This is a genomic window from Agrobacterium sp. ES01, assembly GCF_050320885.1.
Lineage (GTDB): Bacteria > Pseudomonadota > Alphaproteobacteria > Rhizobiales > Rhizobiaceae > Allorhizobium.
This window is the reverse complement of record NZ_JBNQTH010000001.1, coordinates 16,702-42,867: the sequence shown is the minus strand read 5'-3', so window position 1 is coordinate 42,867 and position 26,166 is coordinate 16,702. Positions and strand designations below refer to the sequence as shown.

General features: G+C 58.6%; 33 protein-coding genes and 2 pseudogenes. 16 read left to right on the top strand and 19 right to left on the bottom strand.

Going from position 1 to position 26,166, the window contains the following annotated elements:
• The first annotated feature begins 135 nt into the window (after window positions 1-135).
• A complete protein-coding gene (locus tag ACQQ2Q_RS00255; protein ID WP_428185016.1) occupies window positions 136-339 on the top strand; it encodes a hypothetical protein in 204 nt (67 codons plus the stop codon).
• Here the strand turns inward: ACQQ2Q_RS00255 and dprA are convergent.
• Genes dprA through ACQQ2Q_RS00235 form a run of 4 tightly spaced genes read right to left on the bottom strand, consistent with a single transcriptional unit; the run spans window position 319 to window position 4,371 of the window.
• A complete protein-coding gene (dprA, locus tag ACQQ2Q_RS00250; protein WP_428185015.1) occupies window positions 319-1,470 on the bottom strand; it encodes a DNA-processing protein DprA in 1,152 nt (383 codons plus the stop codon). The genes ACQQ2Q_RS00255 and dprA overlap by 21 nt on opposite strands.
• Before the next feature lie 7 nt (window positions 1,471-1,477).
• A complete protein-coding gene (plsY, locus tag ACQQ2Q_RS00245) occupies window positions 1,478-2,107 on the bottom strand; it encodes a glycerol-3-phosphate 1-O-acyltransferase PlsY (RefSeq protein ID WP_428185014.1) in 630 nt (209 codons plus the stop codon).
• Between the two features lie 21 nt (window positions 2,108-2,128).
• Window positions 2,129-3,418, bottom strand: coding sequence for a dihydroorotase (locus ACQQ2Q_RS00240; RefSeq protein ID WP_428185013.1), 1,290 nt, complete (start codon window positions 3,416-3,418; stop codon window positions 2,129-2,131).
• Window positions 3,415-4,371, bottom strand: a complete 957-nt coding sequence (locus ACQQ2Q_RS00235; RefSeq protein ID WP_428185012.1) for an aspartate carbamoyltransferase catalytic subunit — start codon at window positions 4,369-4,371, stop codon at window positions 3,415-3,417. Before ACQQ2Q_RS00235 ends, ACQQ2Q_RS00240 begins: the two co-directional genes overlap by 4 nt.
• 126 nt (window positions 4,372-4,497) lie before the next feature.
• On the opposite strand from ACQQ2Q_RS00235, the gene ACQQ2Q_RS00230 reads away from it, so the two are divergent.
• Window positions 4,498-6,153, top strand: coding sequence for an acyl-CoA dehydrogenase family protein (locus tag ACQQ2Q_RS00230; protein WP_428185011.1), 1,656 nt, complete (start codon window positions 4,498-4,500; stop codon window positions 6,151-6,153).
• Here the strand turns inward: ACQQ2Q_RS00230 and ACQQ2Q_RS00225 are convergent.
• Window positions 6,135-7,070 carry an AEC family transporter gene (locus ACQQ2Q_RS00225; RefSeq protein ID WP_428185010.1) on the bottom strand — a complete coding sequence of 312 codons (936 nt, stop codon included), beginning with the start codon at window positions 7,068-7,070 and terminating at the stop codon, window positions 6,135-6,137. The two genes, ACQQ2Q_RS00230 and ACQQ2Q_RS00225, sit on opposite strands and share 19 nt — an antisense overlap.
• 281 nt (window positions 7,071-7,351) lie before the next feature.
• Between ACQQ2Q_RS00225 and ACQQ2Q_RS00220 the strand changes: the two genes are divergently transcribed.
• Complete coding sequence (locus ACQQ2Q_RS00220) at window positions 7,352-7,510, top strand: hypothetical protein (RefSeq protein WP_428185009.1); 159 nt, start codon at window positions 7,352-7,354, stop codon at window positions 7,508-7,510.
• Window positions 7,507-7,842 carry a DUF6105 family protein gene (locus ACQQ2Q_RS00215; protein WP_428185008.1) on the top strand — a complete coding sequence of 112 codons (336 nt, stop codon included), beginning with the start codon at window positions 7,507-7,509 and terminating at the stop codon, window positions 7,840-7,842. Before ACQQ2Q_RS00220 ends, ACQQ2Q_RS00215 begins: the two co-directional genes overlap by 4 nt.
• Here ACQQ2Q_RS00215 and ruvX read toward each other — a convergent pair.
• Window positions 7,782-8,273 (bottom strand): Holliday junction resolvase RuvX, encoded by a 492-nt coding sequence (gene ruvX, locus ACQQ2Q_RS00210; RefSeq protein WP_428185007.1) that lies wholly within the window; start codon window positions 8,271-8,273, stop codon window positions 7,782-7,784. The genes ACQQ2Q_RS00215 and ruvX overlap by 61 nt on opposite strands.
• 8 nt (window positions 8,274-8,281) lie before the next feature.
• Window positions 8,282-8,584 (bottom strand): alkylphosphonate utilization protein, encoded by a 303-nt coding sequence (locus ACQQ2Q_RS00205; RefSeq protein ID WP_428186449.1) that lies wholly within the window; start codon window positions 8,582-8,584, stop codon window positions 8,282-8,284.
• Between the two features lie 200 nt (window positions 8,585-8,784).
• Here ACQQ2Q_RS00205 and ACQQ2Q_RS00200 point away from each other — a divergent pair, with 200 nt between their 5' ends.
• From ACQQ2Q_RS00200 to gatA, 3 genes are all read left to right on the top strand, one after another.
• A complete protein-coding gene (locus ACQQ2Q_RS00200; protein WP_428185006.1) occupies window positions 8,785-9,492 on the top strand; it encodes a metal-dependent hydrolase in 708 nt (235 codons plus the stop codon).
• A gap of 66 nt (window positions 9,493-9,558) precedes the next feature.
• Window positions 9,559-9,846 carry an Asp-tRNA(Asn)/Glu-tRNA(Gln) amidotransferase subunit GatC gene (gene gatC / locus ACQQ2Q_RS00195; RefSeq protein ID WP_428185005.1) on the top strand — a complete coding sequence of 96 codons (288 nt, stop codon included), beginning with the start codon at window positions 9,559-9,561 and terminating at the stop codon, window positions 9,844-9,846.
• A 78-nt stretch (window positions 9,847-9,924) separates the two neighbouring features.
• Window positions 9,925-11,409, top strand: a complete 1,485-nt coding sequence (gene gatA, locus ACQQ2Q_RS00190) for an Asp-tRNA(Asn)/Glu-tRNA(Gln) amidotransferase subunit GatA (protein WP_428185004.1) — start codon at window positions 9,925-9,927, stop codon at window positions 11,407-11,409.
• A 78-nt stretch (window positions 11,410-11,487) separates the two neighbouring features.
• Here the strand turns inward: gatA and ACQQ2Q_RS00185 are convergent.
• From ACQQ2Q_RS00185 to ACQQ2Q_RS00165, 5 genes and pseudogenes are all read right to left on the bottom strand, one after another.
• Window positions 11,488-11,625 (bottom strand): annotated as a pseudogene (locus ACQQ2Q_RS00185) (YjhX family toxin); the annotation flags it as partial.
• A 131-nt stretch (window positions 11,626-11,756) separates the two neighbouring features.
• Complete coding sequence (locus ACQQ2Q_RS00180) at window positions 11,757-12,377, bottom strand: SRPBCC family protein (protein WP_428185003.1); 621 nt, start codon at window positions 12,375-12,377, stop codon at window positions 11,757-11,759.
• A complete protein-coding gene (locus ACQQ2Q_RS00175) occupies window positions 12,374-12,712 on the bottom strand; it encodes an ArsR/SmtB family transcription factor (protein WP_428185002.1) in 339 nt (112 codons plus the stop codon). Before ACQQ2Q_RS00175 ends, ACQQ2Q_RS00180 begins: the two co-directional genes overlap by 4 nt.
• 100 nt (window positions 12,713-12,812) lie before the next feature.
• Window positions 12,813-14,147 carry a mechanosensitive ion channel family protein gene (locus ACQQ2Q_RS00170; protein ID WP_428185001.1) on the bottom strand — a complete coding sequence of 445 codons (1,335 nt, stop codon included), beginning with the start codon at window positions 14,145-14,147 and terminating at the stop codon, window positions 12,813-12,815.
• A gap of 122 nt (window positions 14,148-14,269) precedes the next feature.
• Entirely contained in the window at window positions 14,270-14,527 is a 258-nt protein-coding gene (locus tag ACQQ2Q_RS00165; protein WP_428185000.1) for a YjhX family toxin, read from the bottom strand.
• 183 nt (window positions 14,528-14,710) lie between these two features.
• On the opposite strand from ACQQ2Q_RS00165, the gene ACQQ2Q_RS00160 reads away from it, so the two are divergent.
• Together ACQQ2Q_RS00160 and ACQQ2Q_RS00155 are read left to right on the top strand one after the other, a co-directional pair.
• On the top strand, window positions 14,711-14,866 hold the full coding sequence (locus tag ACQQ2Q_RS00160) for a hypothetical protein (RefSeq protein WP_428184999.1): 156 nt from the start codon (window positions 14,711-14,713) through the stop codon (window positions 14,864-14,866).
• Window positions 14,835-15,347 carry an N-acetyltransferase family protein gene (locus tag ACQQ2Q_RS00155; protein WP_428184998.1) on the top strand — a complete coding sequence of 171 codons (513 nt, stop codon included), beginning with the start codon at window positions 14,835-14,837 and terminating at the stop codon, window positions 15,345-15,347. Before ACQQ2Q_RS00160 ends, ACQQ2Q_RS00155 begins: the two co-directional genes overlap by 32 nt.
• On the opposite strand, the gene ACQQ2Q_RS00150 is transcribed toward ACQQ2Q_RS00155, so the two are convergent.
• Window positions 15,344-15,643, bottom strand: coding sequence for a DUF1294 domain-containing protein (locus tag ACQQ2Q_RS00150; protein ID WP_428184997.1), 300 nt, complete (start codon window positions 15,641-15,643; stop codon window positions 15,344-15,346). The genes ACQQ2Q_RS00155 and ACQQ2Q_RS00150 overlap by 4 nt on opposite strands.
• 136 nt (window positions 15,644-15,779) lie before the next feature.
• Here ACQQ2Q_RS00150 and gatB point away from each other — a divergent pair, with 136 nt between their 5' ends.
• The gene (gatB, locus tag ACQQ2Q_RS00145) at window positions 15,780-17,285 is read left to right on the top strand and encodes an Asp-tRNA(Asn)/Glu-tRNA(Gln) amidotransferase subunit GatB (protein WP_428184996.1); all 1,506 of its coding nucleotides are present in this window, start codon (window positions 15,780-15,782) and stop codon (window positions 17,283-17,285) included.
• Between the two features lie 6 nt (window positions 17,286-17,291).
• On the top strand, window positions 17,292-17,795 hold the full coding sequence (locus ACQQ2Q_RS00140) for an N-acetyltransferase family protein (RefSeq protein WP_428184995.1): 504 nt from the start codon (window positions 17,292-17,294) through the stop codon (window positions 17,793-17,795).
• A gap of 4 nt (window positions 17,796-17,799) precedes the next feature.
• On the opposite strand, the gene ACQQ2Q_RS00135 is transcribed toward ACQQ2Q_RS00140, so the two are convergent.
• Window positions 17,800-18,234, bottom strand: a complete 435-nt coding sequence (locus tag ACQQ2Q_RS00135) for a hypothetical protein (protein WP_428184994.1) — start codon at window positions 18,232-18,234, stop codon at window positions 17,800-17,802.
• A gap of 64 nt (window positions 18,235-18,298) precedes the next feature.
• Between ACQQ2Q_RS00135 and ACQQ2Q_RS00130 the strand changes: the two genes are divergently transcribed.
• The 3 genes and pseudogenes from ACQQ2Q_RS00130 to ACQQ2Q_RS00120 form a co-directional block, all read left to right on the top strand.
• The gene (locus tag ACQQ2Q_RS00130; RefSeq protein ID WP_428186448.1) at window positions 18,299-18,763 is read left to right on the top strand and encodes an N-acetyltransferase family protein; all 465 of its coding nucleotides are present in this window, start codon (window positions 18,299-18,301) and stop codon (window positions 18,761-18,763) included.
• Between the two features lie 115 nt (window positions 18,764-18,878).
• Entirely contained in the window at window positions 18,879-19,277 is a 399-nt protein-coding gene (locus ACQQ2Q_RS00125) for an NADH:ubiquinone oxidoreductase subunit NDUFA12 (RefSeq protein ID WP_428184993.1), read from the top strand.
• Between the two features lie 162 nt (window positions 19,278-19,439).
• A pseudogene (locus ACQQ2Q_RS00120) lies at window positions 19,440-19,820 on the top strand (DUF2155 domain-containing protein); the annotation flags it as partial.
• Window positions 19,821-20,291: 471 nt separating this feature from the next.
• Here the strand turns inward: ACQQ2Q_RS00120 and aat are convergent.
• The 5 genes from aat to ACQQ2Q_RS00095 form a co-directional block, all read right to left on the bottom strand.
• Window positions 20,292-20,909 (bottom strand): leucyl/phenylalanyl-tRNA--protein transferase, encoded by a 618-nt coding sequence (gene aat, locus ACQQ2Q_RS00115; RefSeq protein ID WP_428184992.1) that lies wholly within the window; start codon window positions 20,907-20,909, stop codon window positions 20,292-20,294.
• Window positions 20,910-20,919: 10 nt separating this feature from the next.
• Complete coding sequence (accC, locus tag ACQQ2Q_RS00110) at window positions 20,920-22,269, bottom strand: acetyl-CoA carboxylase biotin carboxylase subunit (protein WP_428184991.1); 1,350 nt, start codon at window positions 22,267-22,269, stop codon at window positions 20,920-20,922.
• Window positions 22,270-22,275: 6 nt separating this feature from the next.
• On the bottom strand, window positions 22,276-22,746 hold the full coding sequence (accB, locus tag ACQQ2Q_RS00105) for an acetyl-CoA carboxylase biotin carboxyl carrier protein (protein ID WP_428184990.1): 471 nt from the start codon (window positions 22,744-22,746) through the stop codon (window positions 22,276-22,278).
• Window positions 22,747-22,766: 20 nt separating this feature from the next.
• Entirely contained in the window at window positions 22,767-23,204 is a 438-nt protein-coding gene (gene aroQ, locus ACQQ2Q_RS00100) for a type II 3-dehydroquinate dehydratase (RefSeq protein WP_428186447.1), read from the bottom strand.
• Between the two features lie 145 nt (window positions 23,205-23,349).
• Window positions 23,350-24,111, bottom strand: a complete 762-nt coding sequence (locus ACQQ2Q_RS00095) for a DsbA family protein (RefSeq protein WP_428184989.1) — start codon at window positions 24,109-24,111, stop codon at window positions 23,350-23,352.
• A gap of 208 nt (window positions 24,112-24,319) precedes the next feature.
• Between ACQQ2Q_RS00095 and ACQQ2Q_RS00090 the strand changes: the two genes are divergently transcribed.
• On the top strand, window positions 24,320-25,477 hold the full coding sequence (locus ACQQ2Q_RS00090) for a pyridoxal phosphate-dependent aminotransferase (protein ID WP_428184988.1): 1,158 nt from the start codon (window positions 24,320-24,322) through the stop codon (window positions 25,475-25,477).
• Between the two features lie 105 nt (window positions 25,478-25,582).
• Window positions 25,583-26,143 carry a GNAT family N-acetyltransferase gene (locus tag ACQQ2Q_RS00085; protein WP_428184987.1) on the top strand — a complete coding sequence of 187 codons (561 nt, stop codon included), beginning with the start codon at window positions 25,583-25,585 and terminating at the stop codon, window positions 26,141-26,143.
• Window positions 26,144-26,166: the final 23 nt, after the last annotated feature.

Genomic DNA, 26,166 nt, shown 5'->3' with positions numbered 1-26,166 from the left:
GAAGATGCAACGCGATACAACTAAAAGGAGAGTTGTGGGTAATTGCAATTTTTGATAAATGAAGTATCGTTTTTACGCTCTTCCATTTGATGGGGCCGAAAAGCTTTAGAAAATTATTGGCGGGATCGAATTGCGATGACGAATACCACCGACATTACGGTTGATGAGGCCGCGACGAGGCAGAACATCGCATATATCCGGCAGATGCTCGCCGAGCTGCGTCTGGTGGCGCAGAATGAAGGAGCCGACATGCTCTGTTATCTTATTGAGATGGCCTATGTCGAGGCCGGTGACCTGCAATCGGGCCGCAGGTCGCTTTCATTCCGTCATCGAAATTGACACAAGCCCACCCGGATGCCGGTGCAACCGACCGGCAATGTCGAGTTCCAGAAGCACCAGATAGACGGTCGCAGCCGCAATGCCTGTATGGCGAATGATGTCGTCAATATCGACCGGAGACGGCCCGAGCGCATCGACGATGATCGTCCGCTCCCGATCCCCCGGCGGCACATCGATGGGTTTCTCCTCATCCCATGACGGCTCCTCGACCTGTTGAGTGGTGAAAAACTCGGTCCCGGAAATCGGTTTGAGCGCTTCCAGCACGTCATCGGAGGAAGTGGTAACGATAGCCCCCTCTTTCAACAGGCCGTTGGTACCCTGGCATCGCGGGTCGAGGGGAGAGCCGGGCACTGCAAAGACAAGTCGGCCAAATTCGCCGGCCAGGCGCGCCGTGATCAAAGAGCCTGACCGGCTGGCTGCTTCCACGACAACGAGGCCAAGCGCGGTGCCGGCAATCAACCTGTTTCGTCTGGGAAAATCCCTGGCCCGGGCTTCCCACCCAAACGGCATCTCGCTGATCGCCAGACCGCGGCCTTCGCAGATCTCTGCATAGAGCGGCAGGTTCTCCGGCGGATATGGTTGATCCAGCCCACCTGCCATGGCGGCGATCGTGCCCGTCTCGAGGCTCGCTTGATGCGCGGCCGCATCGATTCCGCGTGCAAGGCCTGAAACGACAGCATATCCCGCCCGCCCGGTGTCGCGCGCAATCATTGCTGCAAATTTCGCTCCGCTGATCGAGGCATTTCTGGAGCCGACAATGCCGACTGCCGGCAGGCTTGTCAGCGACAGATTGCCTTTGGCAGCAAGGAGAGGAGGGGCCGCCTCGATCTGGCGCAGTGCCGGCGGATAATCGGGTTCGCCGATCCCCAGAAAACGGGCGCCGTATCTGTGGGCAGTCTCCAGTTCGGCTTCCGCCTCGGCTTCGCTCGCCACGCGGATGGCGCGCGTCGATCCGCCACGGCGGGACAGTTCGGGCAACATGGCAATGGCTGTCTCGGCGGTGCCGAAGTGATTGATGAGGTCGCGGAAGGTGGCCGGGCCGACATTGTCGCTGCGGATGAGGCGAAGCCAGGCAATCCTCTGCCGGTCCGTCAGCGCAATTCCTGTTCGTCTTGCGCCGACTGTCTCCATCCCGTCCTTATCCCTTTTGGCCGATCTTGCCTTCCGTCCCGGCGATCAGCCGTTCAATATTGGTCTTGTGCTTCCACCAGCTGATGACGGTCATTGCCGCTGTGACCAGTGCTGCATCATGCTGACCCAAAAACCACAATGCAACCGGAATTATCACCGTTGCAACCAGAGCGGATAGCGACGAGTAGCGGCTGATGAAGGCGACCGAGAGCCAGACGACGGCAAAAACCAGAACCATGAGCGGAGCAACGCCCAGAAGGGTCCCGATATAGGTGGCCACGCCCTTGCCGCCCTTGAAGCCGAGCCAGACCGGAAAGAGATGTCCGATAAAGGCGGCAAAACCGCCCAGAAGGCCGGCAAGCGGGCTTGCATCGCTGCCGAACAGATATTGGGCAAGCAGTGCAGCAGCCGTGGCCTTCAATGCATCGAGGAGGAGGGTGCCGGCTGCAAGTTTCTTGTTTCCGGTTCGAAGCACATTGGTCGCGCCAATATTGCCGGATCCGATCTTGCGCACGTCGCCCAGTCCGGCCATCCGCGTGAGGATCAGGCCGAAGGGAATGGACCCAAGCAGGTAGCCCAGAACCAGTGAGCCGATGAGGGCCGTGGTCGAAAGCGTGGAATAGTCGAGGCTAGGCATGGTCTCCTCCTTGATCCGGCATCAGATCGAATGCACGCATTGTCCGGCGACATAGGTGGCAACCGCCCGACCCGAAAACCGGGCGTCCTCAAAGGGCGTGTTCTTCGACCGCGACATCAGCGTATCTTTCTCCACGATCCATGGTTCGTCCAGATCGATCAGCGTGATATCGGCCTTTGCGCCCGGCTTCAGCGTGCCGGCATCGAGACCGAAGATTGACGCGGGGCGCGTGGACATCGCATCGATCAGGCGATTGAGCGTAACCAGTCCGCTGTGATGCAGTCTCAAAGCCGCAGACAGCATAGTCTCCAGCCCGACCGCACCATCCGCAGCATCTGCGAAGGGCAGGCGCTTGGTGTCGACATCATGCGGGTCATGGGAGGAAACGATAATATCGATTTCGCCCTTGGACAGCGCATCCACCATCGCCATGCGGTCATCTTCGGAGCGAAGCGGTGGCGACAGCTTGAAGAAGGTCCGGTATTCGCCAATGTCGTTTTCGTTGAGCGACAGATGGTTGATCGAGATAGCCGAGGTGACATTTGCGCCGCGATTGCGTGCGATGGTCACGGCCTCGGACGCTTCCGGCACCGATATCTTGGCCGCGTGATATTTGGCCTTGGTCAGTGCCGCGATCCTCAGGTCTCGCTCCAGCGGAATGATTTCGGCTTCCTTCGGAATGCCGGAAAGGCCGAGCCAGCTTGCAAACAGCCCTTCGTTCATGACCCCGCCGGAGAGATACCTGTCACGCGGCTCAAGCGAGACCACCGCATCGAATTCGCGGGCATAGGTCATTGCCCTTCGCAGGACCAGCGTATCGGACAGGGTCTGGCGTCCATTGGTAAATGCCACGGCGCCTGCACGCTGGAGAAGACCGAATTCGGTCATTTCCTTGCCGTTCAGCCCACGTGTCAGGGCCGCTGCCGGGTAAACATTGACGACAGCGGTGTCACGTGCGGTCTTGCGCACGAATTCCACCAGAGCAATGTCGTCGATCACCGGATCGGTTTCCGGCATCATGATGAAGGAGGTTACACCGCCGGCGGCAGCCGCGCGGCTTGCCGACGCAATGGTTTCGCGATGCTCGGCACCGGGTTCTCCGGCATAGACGCGCGCATCGACAAGACCAGGTGTCGCCACGAGGCCGGTGCAATCGCGCATCTCGGCACCCTCAGGCATTCCCTGGTTCGACGCATCGGCACCGGCAGCGATGATGCGACCGTCTTCGCCGCAAATAATCGTGCCGACTTCATCCATGTTGCGGGACGGGTCGATGATGCGAGCATTTTTCAGGACCAGCGGCGCTCTCATGCGTTTACTCCTTCGCTGCGCGGTCCCTGGTTCTGCGACAGAAGAAGCGTTTCCATGACAGCCATGCGAACGGCAACGCCCATCTCTACCTGTTGCTCGATCACACTTTGCGGACCGTCGGCCACATCGGACGCAATTTCCACGCCCCGGTTCATCGGGCCCGGATGCATCACGAGTGCATCTTCCTTCGCAGCTTTCAGCTTTTCGGCGTCGAGGCCATAGAAGTGGAAATATTCGCGGACCGAAGGAACGAAGGAGCCGTCCATGCGCTCGCGCTGCAGACGAAGCATCATCACCACGTCAGCACCTTTGAGGCCCTCTGCCATGGAGTTGTAGACCTCGACGCTCATGTCGCGGATGCCGGTCGGCAAAAGGGTTGAAGGTGCAACCACACGAACCCGCGCACCCATCTGATTGAGAAGGATGATGTTGGAGCGGGCCACACGCGAATGCAGCACGTCACCGCAGATCGCGACCGTTATGCCGGACAGGCGGCCCTTTGCGCGCCGGATCGTCAAGGCGTCGAGAAGCGCCTGGGTCGGGTGTTCATGCTGTCCGTCGCCGGCATTCACCACCGAGCAGGCTACCTTCTGGGCCAGAAGTGCGGCAGCTCCGGCAGACGAATGGCGCACCACAAGCACGTCTGGATGCATGGCATTCAGCGTCATCGCAGTGTCGATCAGCGTTTCGCCTTTTTTCACCGACGAGTTACTGACCGACATATTCATGACATCGGCGCCAAGTCTCTTGCCGGCAAGCTCGAACGAGGACTGGGTCCGGGTTGAGGCTTCGAAAAACAGATTGATCTGGGTCAGGCCGCGCAGTGTGGACGTCTTCTTCTCGCGCTGGCGACTGATCTGCACTGCAGCGTCAGCCTTGTCGAGAAGAAAGGTAATGTCCTGTTCGCTAAGACCCTTGATGCCAATGAGATGGCGATGGGGAAAGAAGACCATAGGTGGCGTCCTCTGGAGAAAGTCACGCGGTCTATAAAGAGTGAAGGGCCGTCCGGCAAGCATATGCTATGTGGATACGCGGGTATTCCCATGTTAAATGCGGCGCATAACGCATAGAAGAAGTGCATGACAGAGATGAGCAAAGCCGAAGAAAAACTTGCCCTGGAGTTGAACCAGCCCAAGCCCTGGGCGGGAATCAATGCCTATCGTACCGACCCGCTTCTGCTCGATATCTCGGCAGGGCTGCCGCGCATCGTCAAAGATGAGCTCGAATCGATCGGTCGCTACGTGACCTCGCATGAGGCGCAGGAACTGGCGCGCATGGCCAACCAGAGCAGCCCGCAATTGCGCACCCACGGCCCGCGTGGCGAACGCCTGGATGTAGTTGAGTTCCATCCGGCCTGGCACGCGCTCATGCGCCGTTCCATGTCCGTTGGGCTGCATTCCTCCGTGTGGGAGAACAATAGTCCGGCCAAGGGACACGAACACAAGGCACGTGCGGTACGCTTTTTCCTGACCGCCCAGCTCGAATGCGGACATCTGTGCCCGCTCACCATGACCAGCGCGTCCGTCGCCGCCATGATGGGATCGCCGCGGGTTCAGCGCGAATGGGCGCCGAAGATCCTGTCGCGCAAATATGATTCGGCCAACAAGCCGCCCATGCAGAAATCGGCAATCACCATCGGCATGGGCATGACCGAAAAGCAGGGTGGCACCGATGTGCGTGCCAATACCAGCACCGCCGAAAGGGTGGGTGAGGGCATCTATCGTCTCGCCGGCCACAAATGGTTCATGTCAGCCCCCATGAGCGACGCCTTTGTCATGCTGGCGCAGACCAAGGAAGGTCTCGGCTGCTTCCTGACTCCGCGTCTGCTCGAAGACGGTTCGGCAAACGGCCTGCGTTTCCAGCGCCTCAAGGACAAGATCGGCAACCGTTCCAACGCGTCCTCCGAGGTCGAGTTCGACGGTTCCATGGCGTATATGCTGGGCGAGCCGGGGCAGGGCGTTCGCACGATCCTCGAAATGGTCACCCTGACGCGGCTCGATTGCGCGCTGGCGTCTGCCGGCATCATGCGGGCATCGCTCGCCGAAGCCGTTCACCACGTGCGCGGGCGGCAGGTCTTCGGCAAGAACCTGATCGATCAGCCGATCATGACCCGCGTACTGGCGGATATGGCACTGGATGTGGCGGCAGCCACGGCACTGTCGTTCCGTCTGGCCGACAGTTTCGACCATGCCAGCGAAAACCCGGCCGATGCCGCCTTTGCCCGCGTCATGACACCGGTGGTCAAATATTGGGTCTGCAAGATCGCGCCCGGCCTGATCTATGAGGCAATGGAATGCCTTGGCGGCTCGGGCTATATCGAGGAACGCCCGATTGCACGCCACTACCGCGAAGCGCCGGTCAATGCGATCTGGGAAGGCTCGGGCAATGTGATGGCGCTCGATGTCTTGCGCGTCCTGAACCGGGGCAGGGATCTCTTCGAAGTCATATTCGAAGGGCTGGAACGCGATCTGGGCCGCTCGGGCAAGAAAACCGTCGAAGTGCTTCGCGCCGCCATCGCGCTGTGTGAACAGGATGAAGGTGCGGCCCGCCTGTTCGTCGAGCAACTGGCGCTCGCAGCCGCTGCCGCAGAACTCTATCGAGTCGGTGCCGGCAAGATTGCCGACTCGTTCCTGGAGACACGTCTGGCCGGCGGCTGGCGCCATACCTATGGTGTGCTCGATGGACGCTTTGACGCCCGCTATGTCGTCGACCTTCTTTACCCGCCAGCAACCTGACCGACGGCCCACAGGATTGCCGGGATGGTGAAGAAGGCCGCTGCCGTCTGCAGCGTGGCGATCGCCGCATAAAGCGGTGCGTCGCCACCCATCTGCTTTGCCAGCAGGTAGCCGTTCATGGCTGTCGGCACGCCTCCGGATAGCGCAAGCAGCAGAAGTGTCTCTCCTTGCACGCCCAGCAAGAGGCCGATCCCCGTCATGATCATCGGAAACACCAGGAGTTTGAGCACGACGCCGGCAATGGCTGCCGGATGAGGTTTGAGCGCATCCGATATCTTCAGACCGGCACCGACCATGATCAATCCCAGGCCAAGGGCCGAGCGGGACACCAGGTCAACGGCAACCAGCACCGGATCATAGAGCTCGATACCCGTCAGATTGACCAACACACCAGCGCCAGCACCGAGGATGATCGGATTGGTCGCCATGCGCTTGAGGATGGCTGTCGGGTTGCGGGAGCCACCGTTGAACCACACCAGCGTGCCGATATTGAAGACGTTGATCGGCAGAATATTGGCCGCCATGATGATGGCAATGACGGTCAGGCCATTGGTGCCAGCCAGCTTTTCCGCAATCGCCAGCGCCATGAAGGCGTTCCACCGCGTGGCCGTCTGGAAGATTGTCGTGAAGCTGGACGGACTGACGCCCGAGCGCCGGAACAGCGGCCAGCTTGCCAGAACCAGCACGCTCATCAGGACGACCGAGGAAAACGTGACGGCTGTAACCGATCCGGTCGCCATCCGCGCGAAATCCGCCTGTGAAAGTGACATGAACAGCAGGGACGGAAACAGCATGTAATATCCGAATTTCTCCAGACCGTCCCAGAACGGCTGCTCGAAAACCGGAGCCCGCTTGAGGCCTATGCCCAGTAGCACCAGCAGGAAGATGGGGAGAATGGCTTCGAAAATGGCGAGCATAAGGAAAAAACCTGTTTGTATACGTCCCGATATCCGGCCTTGATCGGCAGTGCAATGGTGGCGGGGTCGGCCGACACGATTCAATCGCGCGGGCAAAACAGGGATGGCCCCGCCCAAAGACACCGCAATTCATAGTGTCATGGCGATATCGCCTTATGGCTGCGGACAAATCCACAGGCCGCGTTAACCATAACGAAGGGTTTACGTTGCGTGCCGGGCAAGCGCGGTCCAGAGTCTCCTTTAACGAAGTTTTAACCATCCGTGTTGGGACGGGAACCAGCGTGAAACAGACCGCGTTTCTGGTCGTCATGATGACGTTCTTCGCAAGTCTTGCGTTGGATATTTCCGTGCCTGCACTGGTGTTGAGCCTGATGGCGCTCTCCAACCATATTGTGCTGAACGGACCGCCCACGCGACGGTTCAGGGAGAAGACCGCATGAAGTGGTTTTTGATTTTATGGGCGACGCCGGTCCTTCTGCTCAGCAGTTGGTACGGACTTTCCTATTACGACATGAGCTTTGGCATTTTCATGCTCACGCGCCAGGCCCATGACCTCGTTTTCCAGATCTACGGTCAGGTACTCGGCATTCCGCCAGAGACCATTCCCCCACTGGTCGCGCGCGCCATCGTGTTCGACAGTCTATTGGTTTTCTCGATCATAGCATTTCGAAAGCGCCGCCAGATTGCTGCCTGGTGGCGAGCACGCCGTGGTCAGTCCGACGAGGCAATGCGTGCGGCAGTCAGCCCTGAGAGCCTGTCCAGCGCGCCCTGAAGAATGAAGCTCGCCGCTGCCGAATCGATGCGTTCGGCGCGCTTGGCCCGTGACACATCCATTTCCAGAAGTGCCCTTTCGGCGGCAACGGTCGAAAGCCGTTCATCCCAGAAGACGAAGGGGATGTCGGTCTTGTCTGACATCGCGCGGACGAAAGCACGGGTCGCCTGAACGCGCGGACCCGACGAGCCATCCATGTTCATCGGCAGGCCGATGATGAAGGCTGCCACCTTTTCCTTGGCGGCAAAGGACAGCAGCACCTCTGCATCCTTGGTAAACTTCACGCGCTTGATCACCGGGCGAGGGGAGGCAAAGCGCCGCCCCAGGTCGGACATAGCAAGCCCGATGGTCTTGGTGCCGAGGTCAAGCCCGGCCACGGCCTGTCTGGCTTCCAGAAATTCCGGCAATTCCTCGATCGTCAAGATGGCCATTGTCGGTCCTAGCGCTTGCGCACGAATTCGGTGCGCAGAACCAGGCCCTTGATCGCATCGTGGCGGCAATCGATTTCTTCGGGATTGTCGGTGAGGCGGATAGACTTGATGACTGTACCCTGTTTGAGGGTCTGGCCGGCGCCCTTGACCTTGAGATCCTTGATCAGTGTGACGGAATCGCCATCTGCGAGCACATTGCCAGCGGAATCGTATACAGCATTGGCAGCCGCAGCCTCAGCCGCGATTTCCGAAGCGGGACGCCATTCACCGCTCACTTCGTCATATACATAATCGTCATCGGCCATTTGCATTCTCCAGTTCATGGTCACGTTATCGAAGCTTGCTGTCGCTTACAGTACCGGTCGGACGCACGCAACCAAGGGCAGGTGGCATCATCCGCCCTGAAACAATCGAAGATTTTTGCCTCAACCCAGTATCGTCACCGACCATTCTTGCCGTCTTGCAAGGCTGACACATATAAGTTGGCGACAGACAACAATAGGAGAATCCCATGAAGATCACCTGGCTTGGCCACTCCGCCTTTCGCCTTGAAACCGGCAAGGCAACCATACTCGTCGACCCTTTCCTCACCCATAATGCCTCCTTTTCCGGCCAGGACATGAAAGATGTGACCAAGGGTGTGACCCACATCCTTTTGACCCACGGCCACGGCGACCATGTTGGCGATACCGTTGCAATTGCCAAGGATACCGGTGCCGTGGTGCTGGCCAATGCCGACCTTGCTGCCTGGCTCGGCGCAAAAGGTGTCGAAAAGCTGGAGATGGGCAATACGGGCGGCACAATCGCGTTTGACGGGTTTACCGCGACATTTACCGATGCCAAGCATTCCTCTGCTCAGATCACAGAAGATGGCGTGTCCCATGCACTCGGCAATGCCAACGGCCTGATGCTGCATTTCAATGACGAGCCCTCGCTTTTGCACATGGGCGACACCGACATCTTTTCCGACATGGCGCTGATCAACGAATTGCACCAGCCGGATATCGGTCTCGTGCCGATCGGTGACCGGTTCACCATGGGGGGAGCCGTTGCCGCACTGGCCTGCCAGCGCTTCTTCAATTTCAAGACGGCACTGCCTTGCCATTACGGCACTTTTCCGATCATCGACCAGACCCCGGACAAGTTTGTGGCCGGAATGGATGGCTCAAAGACGAAGGTGGAAACGCCAAAGCCCGGCGAGAGCATCACTCTCGGATAATTCCCCCGTTGCGAAGCGCGGACATGGCCTTTATAGCGAGGGAGAAATTCCAATCGGAGAATAGCCATGTCCGTTGACCTAGCCACCGTCAAGCGCGTCGCGCATCTTGCCCGCATCGCTCTCAGCGATGATGAAGCCAGCAAGATGATGGGCGAGTTGAATGGTATTTTGGGCTTTGTCGAACAATTGTCCGAAGTCGACGTCGAGGGCGTCGAGCCCATGACCTCCGTCACCCCGATGGAGATGCGCAAGCGCATTGATGCCGTGACCGATGGCAACAAGGCCGAGGATATCGTTGCCAACGCGCCGGAAACAGACCGCAATTTCTTCCTCGTGCCGAAGGTTATCGAATAGCGGCATCCGCCCTCATTCGAGCCGTCACGATCCCGCGCGTCTTCCGCGCCGAGCCCTTTTCTAAAGTGAAGCGACACCATGAGCGAACTGACCAGCCTGACCATTGCCGAAGCCCGCACGAAACTCGCCGCCAGGGAGATCACGGCCGTCGAATTGACCGAGGCCTATGTGAAGGCAATCGACGGAGCCAATGATCATATCAATGCCTATGTCTCGGTCACCCAGGACAAGGCATTGGAGATGGCCAAGGCTTCCGACGAGCGCATTGCTGCTGGAAAGGCCGGCGCGCTGGAAGGCATCCCGCTCGGTATCAAGGACCTGTTTGCAACACAGGATGTTCACACGCAGGCCTGCTCGAACATCCTGAACCGCTTCAAGCCAAAATATGAATCCACCGTCACGCAGAATCTGTGGGACGATGGTGCCGTCATGCTGGGCAAGCTCAACATGGACGAATTCGCCATGGGCTCATCCAACGAGACCTCTTTTTATGGTCCGGTGACGAACCCCTGGAAGGCGAAGGATTCGAATGAAAAGCTGGTTCCCGGCGGATCCTCCGGTGGATCGGCCGCAGCCGTTGCCGCTCATCTTTGCGCAGGCGCCACAGCCACCGATACCGGTGGATCGATCCGCCAGCCGGCAGCCCTGACCGGCACCGTCGGCATCAAGCCGACCTATGGTCGCTGCTCCCGCTGGGGCACGGTTGCCTTTGCCTCATCGCTGGATCAGGCAGGCCCGATTGCCCGCGATGTGCGCGATGCCGCCATCCTTTTGAAGTCGATGGCAAGCGTCGACCCGAAGGATACCACATCCGTCGATCTGCCCGTGCCGGACTACGAGGCAGCCCTTGGCCAGTCGCTGAAGGGCATGAAGATCGGTATCCCCAAGGAATACCGCATTGACGGCATGTCGGATGAAACCGACAAGCTTTGGGCCCAGGGCATGGAATGGCTGAAGGATGCCGGTGCCGAGATCGTCGATATCTCGCTGCCGAATACAAAATACGCGCTGCCCGCCTATTATATCGTGGCACCTGCCGAGGCTTCCTCCAACCTTGCCCGTTATGACGGCGTTCGCTACGGCCTGCGCGCGGATGGCGGCAAGGACATCGCCGACATGTACGAAAAGACCCGCGCCGAGGGCTTTGGCAAGGAGGTCCAGCGTCGCATCATGATCGGCACCTATGTGCTGTCCGCCGGTTATTACGATGCCTATTACCTGCAGGCCCAGAAGGTCCGCACGCTGATCAAGCGCGATTTCGAGCAGGCCTTTGCCGCAGGTGTCGATACCATCCTGACACCGGCAACGCCGGGATCGGCTTTCGCCATCGGCGACAAGGAGCTCGCCTCCGATCCGGTCAAGATGTACATGCAGGACGTATTTACCGTAACGGTCAACATGGCCGGCCTGCCGGGCATCTCGGTTCCAGCCGGTCTCGACGGCCGCGGCCTGCCACTTGGCCTTCAGCTTATCGGCAAGCCGTTCGAAGAAGAAACGCTGTTCAAGACCGCCTATGTTGTCGAACAGGCTGCCGGCAAGTTCACGCCGGCGAAGTGGTGGTAAACGGATAGAGATTGTTGTGAAGTGTAGAAAGCCGTCCGGTAAAAGCCGGGCGGCTTTTTCGTGTCGTCTATTGTCCATCTGAGACCGCACCAGTTCCAGCCTCCGCGTGGTGACGCGGTAGGGGCTGCCGCCGGAAGACGCTCTGGCGCATTTGGTCTTCAGTTTCCGGAAGAGCCGCGTCGTGATGTCGGGGAAAGGCCAGCCTTCGCGGGTGATTTCAACGGAGGGCCGGGCAGGGCGTGTTTCTTTCGCGGGGTCGGCCTCTACCGGGTCTCGGACGAGTTGGACATGAACACTCCAGACTTGCCAAGCGTATAGGATGACGGTTGGTCCGGTTTGGCAACCCTTCAGTGTTGCGGGGGCGGCACCATCGATTTCCGCGCTTCGACGCTCGGTGGAACGGTGTCTCCAGGCCGTTCCCTCAATTCCTGTTCTGCGCGTCTGCGGGCTTCCGCTATATCCTCGGCAACACCGTCCAGTCGTTCGGTCCTGAAAATGTCCTTGTTGAGTATTCCGATGCTGTACATGCGCGAAATATGCTCTCCCAGCTTGTCGAGAGCGCCGCTCCAACCCCAGCTGTGGTCGGTGCAGTCGTCGGACGTCAGGAACTCGGCCTGCCGGAAATGCATCAGCGTGGCGTCGCCAAGGTCCTCGAAAGCAATGGAAACCAGTGTCTCGTAGCGGTGCCAGTCCATGCTGTAGGAGAAGGCAAGCCTTTCCGGTGCGACGATCTCCCTGTAGATGCCCCAGGTCCATGTGGGTGGGGAGCCATCTGCACCGGCAATTGCGAAGCGCCATCGCCCGCCAACCCGGAAATCCTGCTCGCAGTGGTCGAGGAAGTGGCCGCGCGGTCCCCACCACCGAATGATTTGCCGCGGCATTGTCCACAAACCAAAGACGACGTCGCGAGGCGCTTCGAAGCGCCGCTCGATTTCAAGAACTTTTCCTGGTGTACGTGCATCATTCACTGGCTGTCCTCCTCGTTGCGGACAATGGTCGCAAGATATTCGTCCATGCGGTCGAAGCTTTCGTCCCAGAAGCCCCTCATCCGCACGGTCCAGTCGGCGACCTCTTTCAATCGCTCTGGCGCCAGCTGGCAGGGGCGGGTCTGCGCAGAGCGGCTGCGGGTTATAAGGCCGGCCTGTTCGAGCACCTTGAGATGCCGCGATATGGCGGGCGGGCTGATATCGAAGGGCTCCATCAGCTCCTGCACGGTCGCCGCGCCATGCGAGAGCCGCTCGAGCATGGCGAGGCGGGTCGGGTCTCCGAGTGCAGCGAAAACCTGCGGAAGGTGCGTGTTCATTTATTAGCTTTTTTGTTAATTAACATTTTTGTTAATTAACTCATCGCAGGATACCTGTCAATAAGCGCGCAGAAGACAGCCGAATGGGAAAAGCCGCGTCTCAATCAGGTGCTTGTGGTTGGCTAGGCGCTGATGCGGTCTTCTCTTCGGGCATGATCCTGACCTCCACCGGCGTGCGCATGATGACCTCGCGATGCGGGAAGGGGATGTTGATATCGGCGTCCTTGAAGGCGTCCCACAGTGCCATCAGGACTTCGCCGCGGATATTGGTGAGACCATTGGCGGGGTCCGAGATCCAGAAGCGGAGCTTGAAGTCGAGCGATGAGGAACCGAAGGCCGTCATCCAGCAGACAGGTGCCTTATAGGCCGTGACGCGCGGTATCGTCTTGGCAGTGGCGATGGCGATCTCGACCACCTGATGCGGGTCGCTGGAATAGGCCACGCCGAAATCAACGTCGATGCGGACATATTCGCTGGAGAAAGACCAGTTGATCACCTGCTGGGTGATGAAGTCCTCGTTCGGAATCAGATATTCCTTGCCGTCACGGGTAATGACCGAGACGAAGCGCGCTCGAAGCTCCCGTATCCAGCCGAAGGTCTCGCCCAGCGAAATCGTGTCGCCCGGTTTGATCGACTTGTCCATCAGGATGATGATGCCGGAGATGAAGTTCGACACCACTTTCTGCAGACCAAAACCGAGGCCCACACCGATCGCGCCGGACAGCACGGTGAAGGCGGTCAGGTCGATGCCGGTCGCCGACAGTGCAAAGGCGCCGGCAATCACGATCAGTACAATCTTCGTGAGTTTGCCCAGAAGCACCCGGATGGCTGGAGATACATCGTCGATGCGCTCGACACGATTGGCAACGATATTGCCGATGAAGACGGCGGCCCAGATCAGCGCTGCCGTGATGATCGAGCCCTTGACGACGGACAACAGCGATATCCGCGTGGCGCCCAGTGTGATCGCCGCAGCATTCATCGACGTTGTGACTTCGTCGACAAAGCCGAGCAGGACCAGAGCAAGGTAGATCCACGTCCCCAGAGCCACAAGGCGGGCCAGCGAGCGATTGCGGATCACGCGTGTCAGAACGGCGACTACGAACCAGGCGATGGCGAGCGCAAGCGCCTTGGAGACAAGCCATGAACGACTGGGCCAGGTAAAATGCTCGATCAGGATTTGCGCCAGCCACAGCCAGGCAATGAAGAATACCCAGCGTAGACGTCGCATGAAGGCGATGACCACCCGCAACAGGTCTGGATTGCCCTTGATATTGCGTGCGCGCCCCTCAACCATCGGCTCGACCAGACGTGCCAAAGCCACAGCCAGAACGATACCGACGATCACGATCACGAACTGATAGGTGCCCCAGTCATCGCGGAAAAGAGCATAAATCCTTTCTTCGAGCAGGCTCAGCACGGATTGAACGGTCAATATGAAACTCCCAATGGCCGTCCGATACGGAGAGGCGATCTGCCACCCGTCGCCGTGGGCCTTGGTGTTTATGGTAGTGCGATGGCAGCCGGCGGTAAAGCGCCGGCTGCCAGGGTCTGGGCTCACCTGTTGTCGGGCTGCGCTCTGACAAGATTCAAACCGCGCTCCGTAATGGTATAAGGGCGGCTTGCTCTCGACTGGATAGCCCGCAGGCGCTTCAGTCTGCGGAATTGCTCAAGATCGAAGCTCGCAAAGAGCCAGCCCTCGCGCGTGAAGCACTGGCACTTTTCGATCTTGCGGTTGGCGTTGCGGGTTATTTCAATACGCCCGCCTTGGGCGAGCAGGTGGAGTATGCGCTGATCTGCGCGAGAAATGTCCATTGTCGGTGAAATCCGGAACACGCGTCCTGAAGAGAACGCACAAAAACGTGTCCGCTGCCGCAAGGCCGCGGGGCTTCGCTTTTGTTTGGCCCATGCGCACTGATCACCTTGGATCGTGGGCAGGGGCCTTTACCGGGACTCGGACAAACCGAACATCAAAACTCCATGAACGAAGCCAGCAGGATGGGAGCAACGTCTTGTTCTGTCAATCCTGTGGCCAATCGGCTGATCGATGTGCAGGGCATCAATGGCCACTGGAAAAAGCCGACGACGAATGATCTACTGATCTCCCGCGACGAGGTTGCCCATGATCACCGTGAGAAGCGCAAGACTGGATGAAGCCGATATCCTGGCCGATATCGGTCTGCGGGCCTGGGAAAAGGCCATGATCCCGGTGGGGGAGACGGGCACCATGGTGGAATACGCCCGCAGGGCCTTTGTCAATTTTACCCACACATCCTGGATTACCATCTCGGTGGTGGAAATATCCGGTGATCCTGTCGGTTGGGCCTCCCGCGAGGAACTGGACGAGAATATTACCGACTTGTGGGTGGATCCTCTTCACCAGGGCAAGGGCCTCGGAAAGCTTCTGCTGGCCGAGATGGAGGCCGAAATCGAGCATCAGGGCTTCACCCAGGCGCGAATGCAAACCCATGCACTGAATGCGGAAGCGGTCGGATTCTTTGAAAAGCATGGTTACGCGGTGCATTGGCTGACAGTCGTCTACAATCCCAAGCTTGATCGCGATGTCCAGACGATCGGGCTGTCGAAGCAATTATCCGTGGAGAAAGAGACGGTCAGCTATGGTCAGGAATTCTAGACGACGAGGATCGAGACGAAATAGCCGGCCAAGCCCAGAACAATGATGCCGTGCAGCACGGCAATCGTTTTGAGGTAACGGCGAAATGGCTGCTTTTGCGTCTTGTGACGGAAGATCCGCTGAGCCATCAGAGCGCCCGGACTGCCGCCGAAAAAGGCAAGCGTCAAAAGCTGCGCCTCGCTGATGCGCCGCCGGTTCGCCCGTGCGGCCGCCTTGTCCCACCAGTAAACGATGAAGACAACGGCATTGTAGAGCGCGGCGGCGAGCAGCAATATCAAGACGGTATCGGTTTCCATGCCAATGCTCTAGCGCAAATCGGTTAATGGCGCATCCCACTGCCCGTGGTGGCATCTTGCCGATCCCAAGCCTTGCGCAGGCGCAGCATTTGCTCTACCTCACACTCTGATTTTCAAAGCATCAGACGAGCCGACGATGACCCTAGTTGATACCCGCACGCCCGATCCGAAACGCATGATTGAAGGCGCCACTGGCGACTGGGAAGTCATCATCGGCTTGGAAGTCCATGCCCAGGTAACGAGCAAATCCAAGCTCTTCTCCGGCGCATCGACCGAATTCGGCAAAGCACCCAATGCCAATGTGTCACTTGTGGATGCGGCCATGCCCGGCATGCTGCCCGTCATCAACGAGGAATGCGTCAAGCAGGCGGTGCGGACAGGTCTCGGCCTGAAGGCCCAGATCAACAAGCGCTCGATCTTTGACCGCAAGAACTATTTCTATCCCGATTTGCCGCAGGGCTATCAGATCTCGCAGTTCAAGGATCCGATCGTCGGCGAAGGCAAGATCATCATCTCTCTGGGGCCTGACCGTCAGGGCAATTTCGAGGACATCGAGATCGGCATCGAGCGTCTGCATCTGGAGCAGGACGCCGGCAAGTCCATGCACGACCAGCATCCGACCATGTCTTATGTCGACCTCAACCGCTCCGGCGTGGCGCTGATGGAAATCGTCTCCAAGCCCGATATGCGCTCCTCCGAAGAAGCCAAGGCCTATGTGACCAAGCTGCGCACCATCGTGCGCTATCTCGGCACCTGCGATGGCAATATGGACGAAGGTTCCATGCGTGCCGACGTCAATGTCTCCGTGCGCAAGCCCGGTGGGGAATTCGGCACGCGCTGCGAAATCAAGAACGTCAACTCGATCCGTTTTGTCGGTCTTGCCATCGAATATGAAGCCCGACGCCAGATCGCCATTCTGGAAGACGGCGGCGTGATCGATCAGGAAACCCGTCTGTTCGATCCCACCAAGGGCGAAACGCGTTCGATGCGCTCCAAGGAAGATGCGCACGACTATCGCTATTTCCCTGATCCGGACCTGCTTCCGCTCGAATTCGACGATGCCTTCATCGCGGAATTGGCAAAGGACCTGCCGGAACTGCCGGACGACAAGAAAGCCCGCCTGGTCAAGGACCTTGGCCTGTCGGTCTATGATGCCTCCATTCTCGTCTCGGAAAAGGCGATCGCCGATTATTACGAAGAACTGGCAGCCGGTCGTGATGGAAAGACGGCCGCCAACTGGGTCATCAACGACTTGCTGGGCGCCTTGAACAAAGCCGGCAAAGGCATTGAAGAGACTCCGGTTTCCCCCGTTCAGCTCGGTGCCATTATCGACTTGATCAAGGAAGGCACGATCTCAGGCAAGATCGCCAAGGATCTGTTCGAGATCGTCTGGAACGAAGGCGGAGATCCGAAGGACATCGTCGAAGCCCGCGGCATGAAGCAGGTGACGGATACCGGCGCGATCGAGAAGGCTGTCGACGAGATCATCGCTGCCAACCCCGATCAGGTTGAAAAGGCCAAGGCCAAGCCTTCGCTGGCCGGCTGGTTCGTCGGTCAGGTGATGAAGTCGACCGGCGGCAAGGCCAACCCGCAAGCTGTCCAGGCGCTGGTCAAGGCCAAGCTCGGGATCGTCGAGGAGTAAGGCCGGATGGTCTATTTCGTCCGCACCGCTGGTCCGAAAGACGCGGAAACCATTCGTGCGCTCATCGAAGAGACCTTTCATGATTCCTATGATGGTCTTTACGGTGCCGACCGCGCAACGAAGATGATCGACGAATGGCATTCTTTGGCTGCCATTCGCGATCGCATTTCCAAGCCCGGTGGAGAGTTTCTTGTCGCCGATAGCGGCAAGGACATCGGCGGCATGGGCTATGCAGCCATGTATCCGAAGATGGCCAAGACAGCCATGCTGCATCACCTTTATGTCCGTCCGTCCGCTCAGGGAGAGGGTATCGGCAGAGATATTTTCGCCGAACTCGAAACCTGCTTCCCCGATGCCGAGATCATGCGGCTTGAAGTCGCCGTCGAGAACACGCGCGCCATCTCGTTTTATGCACGGCTCGGCTTTGTCGAGGTCGACAAGGTCACAGATTGCGGCGGTCCCGGCTCAGGCCTACCGGCTGTGCTGATGGAAAAACGTCTCGAACTCTGATCCGTCAGTTCTCAAACGGTATCTCTTCGGCGTTGCCATTCGCGTCGTAGAACATCACCGGCGTGCATTCGATCAGATATGGCCTGAGCGTCTTGTCGCAGGCCGCTTTGGCAAGGGCGAGCGCGGTCTCCTTGCTATCCAGTCCGCACATGAATTCGTGCCAGTGAATACCCTCCTGATGCTGCACGAAAATGTCGATGCTGGTCCGTGCCGGATAGCAATAGGCGATCTCCAGGCAGTCCTCGTCGGTTCCGCCGCCAGTGATGCATTGCTGTTTGGCGCAGGCAAAGGCTTCTTGCGCGTCCTCGCCCACGCATACCCCGCTCGACATTTCAGGGGCCTCGACATAGGCAATACCCTGAAGTGTACCATCTTGCGCATTGGCCGTGGCGAAGGCTAAGGCAATGCCAACGGTGAGCGCCGGCACACGAATGATCATCCTGTGTCCTCCTCTTTGCTCCCGCGATCAGGAAAGATTGAAATCTGAATATGAGGCACTGCGCATGAATCCGGAAGTGACTATTCGTATCGCCGAGGAGACCGATGTTCCTGCAATCGCGGCAATCTTTGCGACCGACATATTGGGCGGACATGGCGACGCCGCTGATCCCGAAGCGCTGCCGGACTATCTTGCCGCATTCCATGCGATCACGGCTTCAGACAACGAGACTCTGTACGTTGCACTGGTCGATGGCACGGTTGTGGCGACCTTCCAGACTTTCGTCACCACGACAATGAGCGGGCGCGGTTCCTCCTCTATGATCATCGAGGCGGTCCATACGCATCCCGATGCACGCGGGCAGGGGATCGGGGCAGAGATGATCCGTTTCTGTATCGGCAAGGCCGAGCGCCTCGGGCTGCGTCTCGTGCAGCTCACATCCAACGCCACCCGCAAGGACGCACACCGGTTTTACGAACGGCTGGGCTTCGCTCCGAGCCATATCGGTTTCAAAATGAAGCTCAAATGACCAATTGCCCATTGCGAATCACTGGACATCGTCCTTGTGAGATTGCATAAGCGGGATACGGATTTTGAGACAGTAAGCCGAGCCCTTGCTCAAGGGCCGCGCCCAAGGAAAAGACATGAAACAGCTTCTCTTGGAAATCTTCACCTGGTGGAACGGTCGGACCATGGGAACGCGGTTCTTCACCTGGCGCAAGGGTACGAAGGTCGGTGAAGACGAATTGGGCAATCTCTACTACGAAGGCCCCATGGCCTCGTGGGGCAAGCCCAAGCGCTGGGTCATCTACAAGGGCTATGCGGACGCGTCGACCATTCCTGCCGGCTGGCATGGCTGGATGCATTATCGCACCGATACACCGCCAAGCAAGGAAGACTACAAGCCCGCAGAATGGGAAAAGCCACATCGTCCGAACTTTACCGGTTCGGCACAGGCCTACCGCCCACCGGGTTCTATCGCAGTTGCAGGTGAGCGTCCGCGCGTTACCGGCGATTACGATGCTTGGACACCGGGAAACTGATACCGATTTGGCCATAATTTGAGTCTAGGCGCTTTCAAACCTGCTCGGACCGCCTGCGGTAAGCGGTGGTTTGCAGGGAAAAAAGGCTGGAGACGGGCGGATATGATTTCTTCGAAGCGCAATGCTTCAATCTTTGGGACGGTTCTTCTGGGTGCGGCAGTCATGTCTGCTGGCCTCTGGAACTGTGTGCGGCCAGCAGAGGCTGCGCGACTTGAAAATCCTGTCGCGGTCTTTTCCGGCATCGACAAGATTACCGGCCGCATCACATCCTTCGACGTCTATATCAACGAGACTGTTCAGTTCGGTGCACTGCAGGTCACCCCGAAGGTTTGCTATTCGCGTGATGACAGCGAAGCGCAGCAGACCGACGCTTTTGTAGAAGTCGACGAAATCACCCTCGATCGCAAAATCCGCCGTATCTTTTCCGGCTGGATGTTTGCAGACAGCCCCGGCCTCAATGCCGTGGAACACGCGATCTATGACGTCTGGCTGAGTGGCTGCAAGGCAACCTCCGACGTTCCGCCGCCTGAGGGCGCGCAGGCCGTGCACGAAGCGCCTGTGCCGGAGAGCCAGAAGGAAAAACTGGAGGCTGCCCAGAAGGCGCAGTCGGACGCTCAGAGCACGAGCACGAGCACTCAGCCGCAGCAGGACGGCAATCCGGATGCGGTCGCAGTCGACGGAGCAACCCGGCCTGTCGATCCGCAGGACGGCTCAGTGGCCGTTCCACCGCTCGACAGCCCGCAGGTCATCGGCGACCAGCCGCAGGGCGAATTCAGCGCTGACGGTCAGCTCGAGCCCCAGGGTCAGTTTGGTTCCGAGGGTCAGTTCGATCAGCAAGATCAGCTGCAGCCACTGAATGGCGATCAGCCGCAGGGGCAACCGGTGCAGCCGCAGATCGAAGGTGTTCAGCCAGGCAGCGTCGGATTGTTCTAGGACGGCATTTTGTCCGCGCGAAACAGGGTCTCTTCGTCGATACAATGGGCGCGTGATCACGGGTGATCGGCCCATTGTGCGTTACTTGAACGCCTTGCTTGGATTCGACATCGCCTCTTCCAGCAATTGTTGATACTCGGCTTTCGGAATTTCGATCGCGCCGAAGCTTGTCAGGTGGTCGGTGGTGAATTGCGTGTCGAGCAGTGTGAAGCCTTTGGCCTTCATCCGCTCCACCAGATGCACCAGACAGATCTTGGAGGCATTGGTCCGGCGTGAGAACATGCTCTCGCCAAAAAACGCGCTGCCGAGCGATACACCGTAGAGCCCGCCCACCAGTTCATCTCCCTCCCAGGCCTCCACCGAATGGGCGTGCCCGAGGGAGTAAAGGGCGCTGTAGAGGCCGCGGATCGTCTCATTGATCCAGGTGCTGGGCCTGTCGTCTGCTTCCTCCGCACATTTTGCCACAACGAGATTGAAGTCCGTATCGACACGGATATCGAAAGGCGCCTTGCGCACGGCCTTGGCGAGGCTTTTGGAAACGTGGAAGTCGTTGAGGGGGATGATGCCGCGCAGATCGGGCTCGACCCAGAAGAGTTCCGGGTCATCGGCGGATTCCGCCATGGGAAACATCCCGATGGAATAGGCGCGCAGCAGGATGTCCGGAGTGATTGCCGTCTGCCTGCTGCGTCGCCCTGCCATCTGTCAGCCGTCAGGCCGAAGTCTTGGCCAGATATTCCTCCAGCCAATGAATGTCGTAATCGCCGTTTGCAATATCCGGGTTCGAGATCAGATCCTGGAACAGCGGCAGTGTGGTCTTGATACCGTCGATGACGAACTCGTCCAGCACACGGCGCAGACGCATCATGCATTCGACGCGCGTGCGTCCATGAACGATGAGCTTGCCGATCAGGCTGTCGTAGTAAGGCGGGATCTTGTAGCCGGCATAGGCACCGGAATCGACGCGAACGCCCAGACCGCCCGGAGCATGGAAATGCGTGATCGTGCCGGGCGACGGCACGAAAGTCCGCGGGTCCTCAGCGTTGATACGGCATTCGATGGCATGGCCGAAGAACACGATCTCGTCCTGCGTCACCGACAGTCCCGCGCCGGAAGCAACTCGGATCTGTTCATGCACGAGGTCGATGCCGGTAATGGCTTCTGTGATCGGATGCTCAACCTGAAGGCGGGTGTTCATTTCAATGAAATAGAACTCGCCATTCTCGTAAAGAAACTCGATCGTGCCTGCACCGCGATACTTCATCTTGCGCATGGCGTCGGCACAGATTTCGCCGATCTTCATGCGCTGCTCGACGTTGAGAGCAGGGGAGTTCGCTTCTTCCCAGACCTTCTGGTGACGACGCTGCAAAGAGCAGTCGCGTTCACCCAGATGGATCGCATTGCCGGCGCCGTCGCCAACAACCTGCACTTCAATATGGCGTGGCTTGCCCAGGTATTTTTCCATGTAAACAGCGGCATTGCCAAAGGCTGCAAGCGCCTCGGAACGGGCCGTGGAAACGGCTTCATCCAGTTCTGCTTCGTTCTTGGCCACCTTCATGCCGCGCCCGCCGCCGCCGGCTGTCGCCTTGATCAGAACGGGGAAACCGATCTCGCGGGCAACCTTCAGGGCGTTTTCAGGCGTAACTTCACCCTCAGAGCCCGGAACGACCGGAATGCCGAGTTCCATAGCCGTGACCTTGGCGGTGATCTTGTCACCCATCATGCGGATATGATCTGCGGTCGGGCCGATGAACGTGATGCCATGGGCTTCCAGAATGTCGGCAAACTTGGCGTTTTCCGAAAGGAAGCCGTAGCCGGGATGCACAGCATCCGCGCCGGTAATCTCGCAGGCAGCAACAATCTGATGAATATTCAGATAGCTGTCGCGCGACTGCGGTGGGCCAATGCAGACACTCTCGTCGGCAAGGCGCACATGCATGGCGTTGGCGTCTGCGGTCGAATGCACGGCAACCGTTGCGATGCCGAGTTCCTTGCAGGCGCGCAGCACGCGCAGAGCAATCTCGCCGCGGTTCGCTATGAGTATCTTGGAAATGACAGCCATCAGCAATTACTCGATGATTACGAGTGGTTCGCCGTATTCGACGGGTGCGGAATCCTCGATGAGGATATCGACGACCTTGCCGGAGCGCGGCGAGGGGATCTGGTTCATCGTCTTCATGGCTTCGATGATGAGAAGGGTTTGGCCTTCCTTCACCGTTGCGCCGATTTCGATGAAGTTACGCGAACCAGGAGCGGGGGCGAGGTACACTGTTCCAACCATCGGGGCAGTGACAGCCTTCGAAAGGTCGCGTCCTGCGGGGGCAGCTTCGGCGGCAACAGCAGCTACGGCGACTGGTGCCGGGGCTGGCGCCGGGGCCGGAGCGGCATAGGTCGGCATTGCGACAGGGGTGCCGTTACGGGAAACGCGAATGCGCAGATCCTCCTGCTCCACTTCGATCTCGGTCAGATCGGTGTCGTTGAGGATATTGGCCAGATCACGGATCAGTGCCTGATCTATGCCGGATTTCTTCTCTGCCATGGATGTTGATCCTGTAATTGTTATTGTTTGATGGTGTTCAGCGCGTCCAGCGCCAGAATATAGCTATGCGGTCCAAAACCGCAGATCACGCCCTTGCACGCGGGCGCTATCATCGATTTGTGGCGGAATTCTTCTCGTGCGTGCACATTCGAGATGTGAAGTTCCACCACCGGAACGCCGATGGCCTTGATGGCGTCATGAAGGGCAATAGACGTATGCGTGTAGGCGCCGGCGTTAATCGCCACACCCGCCGCCTTGTCATTCGCCTCATGTATCCAGCTCACCAGATCGCCCTCGTGATTGCTTTGGCGAAAGTCTACGGCAAAACCCTTGTTCTCGGCATGGGCTTTGCACTCCGCCTCGATGTCGGCGAGGGTCTGGCCGCCATAAATCCCAGGCTCGCGCTTGCCGAGCATGTTGAGATTGGGGCCGTTCAGGACGAATAGGGTCTTGCTCATCAGTGGTTCCGTGGCCATTCGACCGCCTCCTATAGACCTGACGGGCCGCGAGGGAAAGCCCTTGCGGCCTGTAGGCAGGCCTTGTGTCCACATGGATCACAGGAAATCGAGGGTCAAGCCCGCAACGGGTAACTTGGTAAACGGCTCAGCAGCCGCCACCGCCGCATTGGCGCACGTCTTTAACCTTCTGCTCGAGGAGCTCGGCACCAAGCGCACCGAACAGGGCCTCGTCGCCGACAACGTAAGACGGCGTGCCGGTGATACCGAGATTGCTGGCCAGCTGATAGGTCTTGCGCACAGACTGGTCATTCGGGTTGCTGGCCATTTGCGCGCGGATATCGGCCTCGCTCACACCGAGCGAGGTCGCAACCGCGATGGCGCTGTCTTCCGTGGCGCGCCCTTGCGAACCCAGCAATGTCCGGTGAAATTCGGCGTATTTTTCCGGTGCCAGCTTGCGGAAGGCGTCCGATACCTTGTGGGCCGCAACCGAATCCGGGCCGAGGATCGGAAGCTCCTTCAGCACGAAGCGCACATTGCTGTCACTGCTGATCACCTTGTCCATGTCGGACAGCGCGCGTTTGCAGTATCCGCAATTGTAGTCGAAAAATTCGACAATGGTCACATCGCCATCCGGATTGCCAAGTGCGAGATCAGAGGAGGAATTGAAAATTTCGTCCTTGTTGTCGCTGATAGCCGCAGTCGCCTTGTCCTGACGTGCTTGCTCCTGCTTCGCTTCAAGAGCATTCTGCACATCGAGCATGATTTCCGGATTGGCGATCAGGTATTCCTTGATGAAGGCGCCGAACTCTTCCTTCTGCTTGTCGTCCAGCGCATGGGCCGAAAACGGCAGTGTAGTGGCGACACAAAGGGTCAGCGCGGCGGCAATATGCTTCAACGGCAAGGTCATAAGGTCCTCATTCTAAATTCGACCGGCAACGGCCCATAAGGGCCTGCGCGCGATCCTGCAATCTGCGCGAAGTCTAAGGGTAACCGCGCAGAAGATAAAACGTAATTTGATCGGCTCCCCGACAATCGCGGGATTGTGAAGATCGCAATATTGGGGCAATTGTCAGGCGCTCCCTATCTCGGGTGGCAGGTGGAAAAGGCATAATTAAGTGATTTCAGTTTCGAAGCGCAGCGCAGTCGAACCCTTCCACGCGATGGATGTGCTGGCGGAGGCGACCCGTCGGCGCAATGACGGTGCTCCGATCATATCCATGGCCGTGGGGCAGCCAGGCCATCCTGCACCGCAAGCCGCCCTTGATGCCGCGCGCAAAGCGCTCGACCACGGTCGGATCGGATATACCGATGCGCTGGGACTTGCTGACTTGCGAACCGGACTTGCCGACCATTACCGTAAGCGAAATGGCGTGGACATTGATCCTGCGCGCATCGTGGTGACGACCGGTTCGTCTGCCGGTTTCAACCTGGCGTTTCTGTCTCTTTTCGATCCCGGTGACACAGTCGCGATCGCCCGACCCGGTTACCCCGCCTATCGCAATATCTTGAAAGCCTTGGGCCTCAACGTGCTGGAAGTGCCGGTCAATGCCGAGAGTGCCTACACCCTGACGCCGGAATGCCTGCACGCCGCGCAAGGAAATGCAGGCGTTCGGGCCAAGGGCGTACTGCTTGCAAGTCCTGCCAATCCAACCGGTACTGTGACTGGCCGCGCGCAGTTAAAGGCGCTCGTCGATTACTGCCGTCAGGATAGCATCACCCTGATCTCGGACGAGATCTATCATGGGCTGACTTTCGGCACCGGCGAGACCAGCGCGTTGGAGCTGACCGACGACGTCGTCGTCATCAATTCATTCTCCAAATATTATTGTATGACGGGTTGGCGCATCGGCTGGATGGTGCTGCCCGATCAGCTCGTTCGGCCGATCGAATGCGTTGCGCAAAGTCTCTATATCTCCGCACCCGAATTGTCGCAGTTGGCAGCCATTGGCGCCCTTGGAGCCGATGCGGAACTGGAAGCCTATAAGCAAGCCTGTCGCAGCAATCGAGACTTTCTGGAGCAGCGGCTGCCGGAAATCGGCTTCTCGCTTCTCTCCCCGATGGACGGCGCTTTCTATGCCTATGTCGACGTAAGCGCCTTTACCAATGACAGTATGGAATTTGCCAAACGCATGCTGGCCGAGGCCGATGTCGCGGCAACGCCTGGCCTCGATTTCGACCCGGAAGAGGGAAATCGGGCCATGCGCTTCTCCTATGCGGGCACCATGGAAGAGATGGTTGAGGCAACCGACAGAATTGCCCGATGGCTCAAGTGATTGTCTTTTAAATCAGATGGTTGGGCATGTTTTCGGAATCAAGACTAAAACCTCTTGAATCAATCTGTAAAGGACAGGCTTGTCTGCGAATGAGCAAAGGCCAACATGACTGAAATTCTGCTTCGCGAAAAATATAACACGGCACCCGACATCCTGACGCCACGCCTGCTGATGCGCGCGCACCGTGCATCTGATTTCGACGCGGTAGCGACGATGTGGGCCGATGACGATGTGGTCCGTCATATCACCGGCAAGCCGTCGACACCCACGGAAAGCTGGGCGCGCCTGATACGTTATATTGGCCACTGGCCGGCACTTGGCTTTGGCGGTTGGGCACTGGAGGATCGGCAGACCGGCGCCTATCTCGGCGCGGTCGGCTTTGCAGACTACAAGCGCATCATCACACCATCGATCAGCGGTATACCTGAAGCCGGGTGGGTGCTGGCACCCCATGCGCATGGGCGCGGTCTTGCGCATGAAGCGCTTTCCGCCTCTCTGCAGTGGGCCGATCGCCACTTTGTCGAAGACAGGATTGTCGCCATCATCTCTCCGGAGCATGAGCGCTCGATACGCCTCGCCGAGAAATGCGGCTTCGTTGCAATGGGAAATGCAATGCTGGCGGATGATCCTGTGCTGTTGATGGAACGCCGCAGAGCGCCCCGCTGACGTTCATCGCACAAACGAAAAAC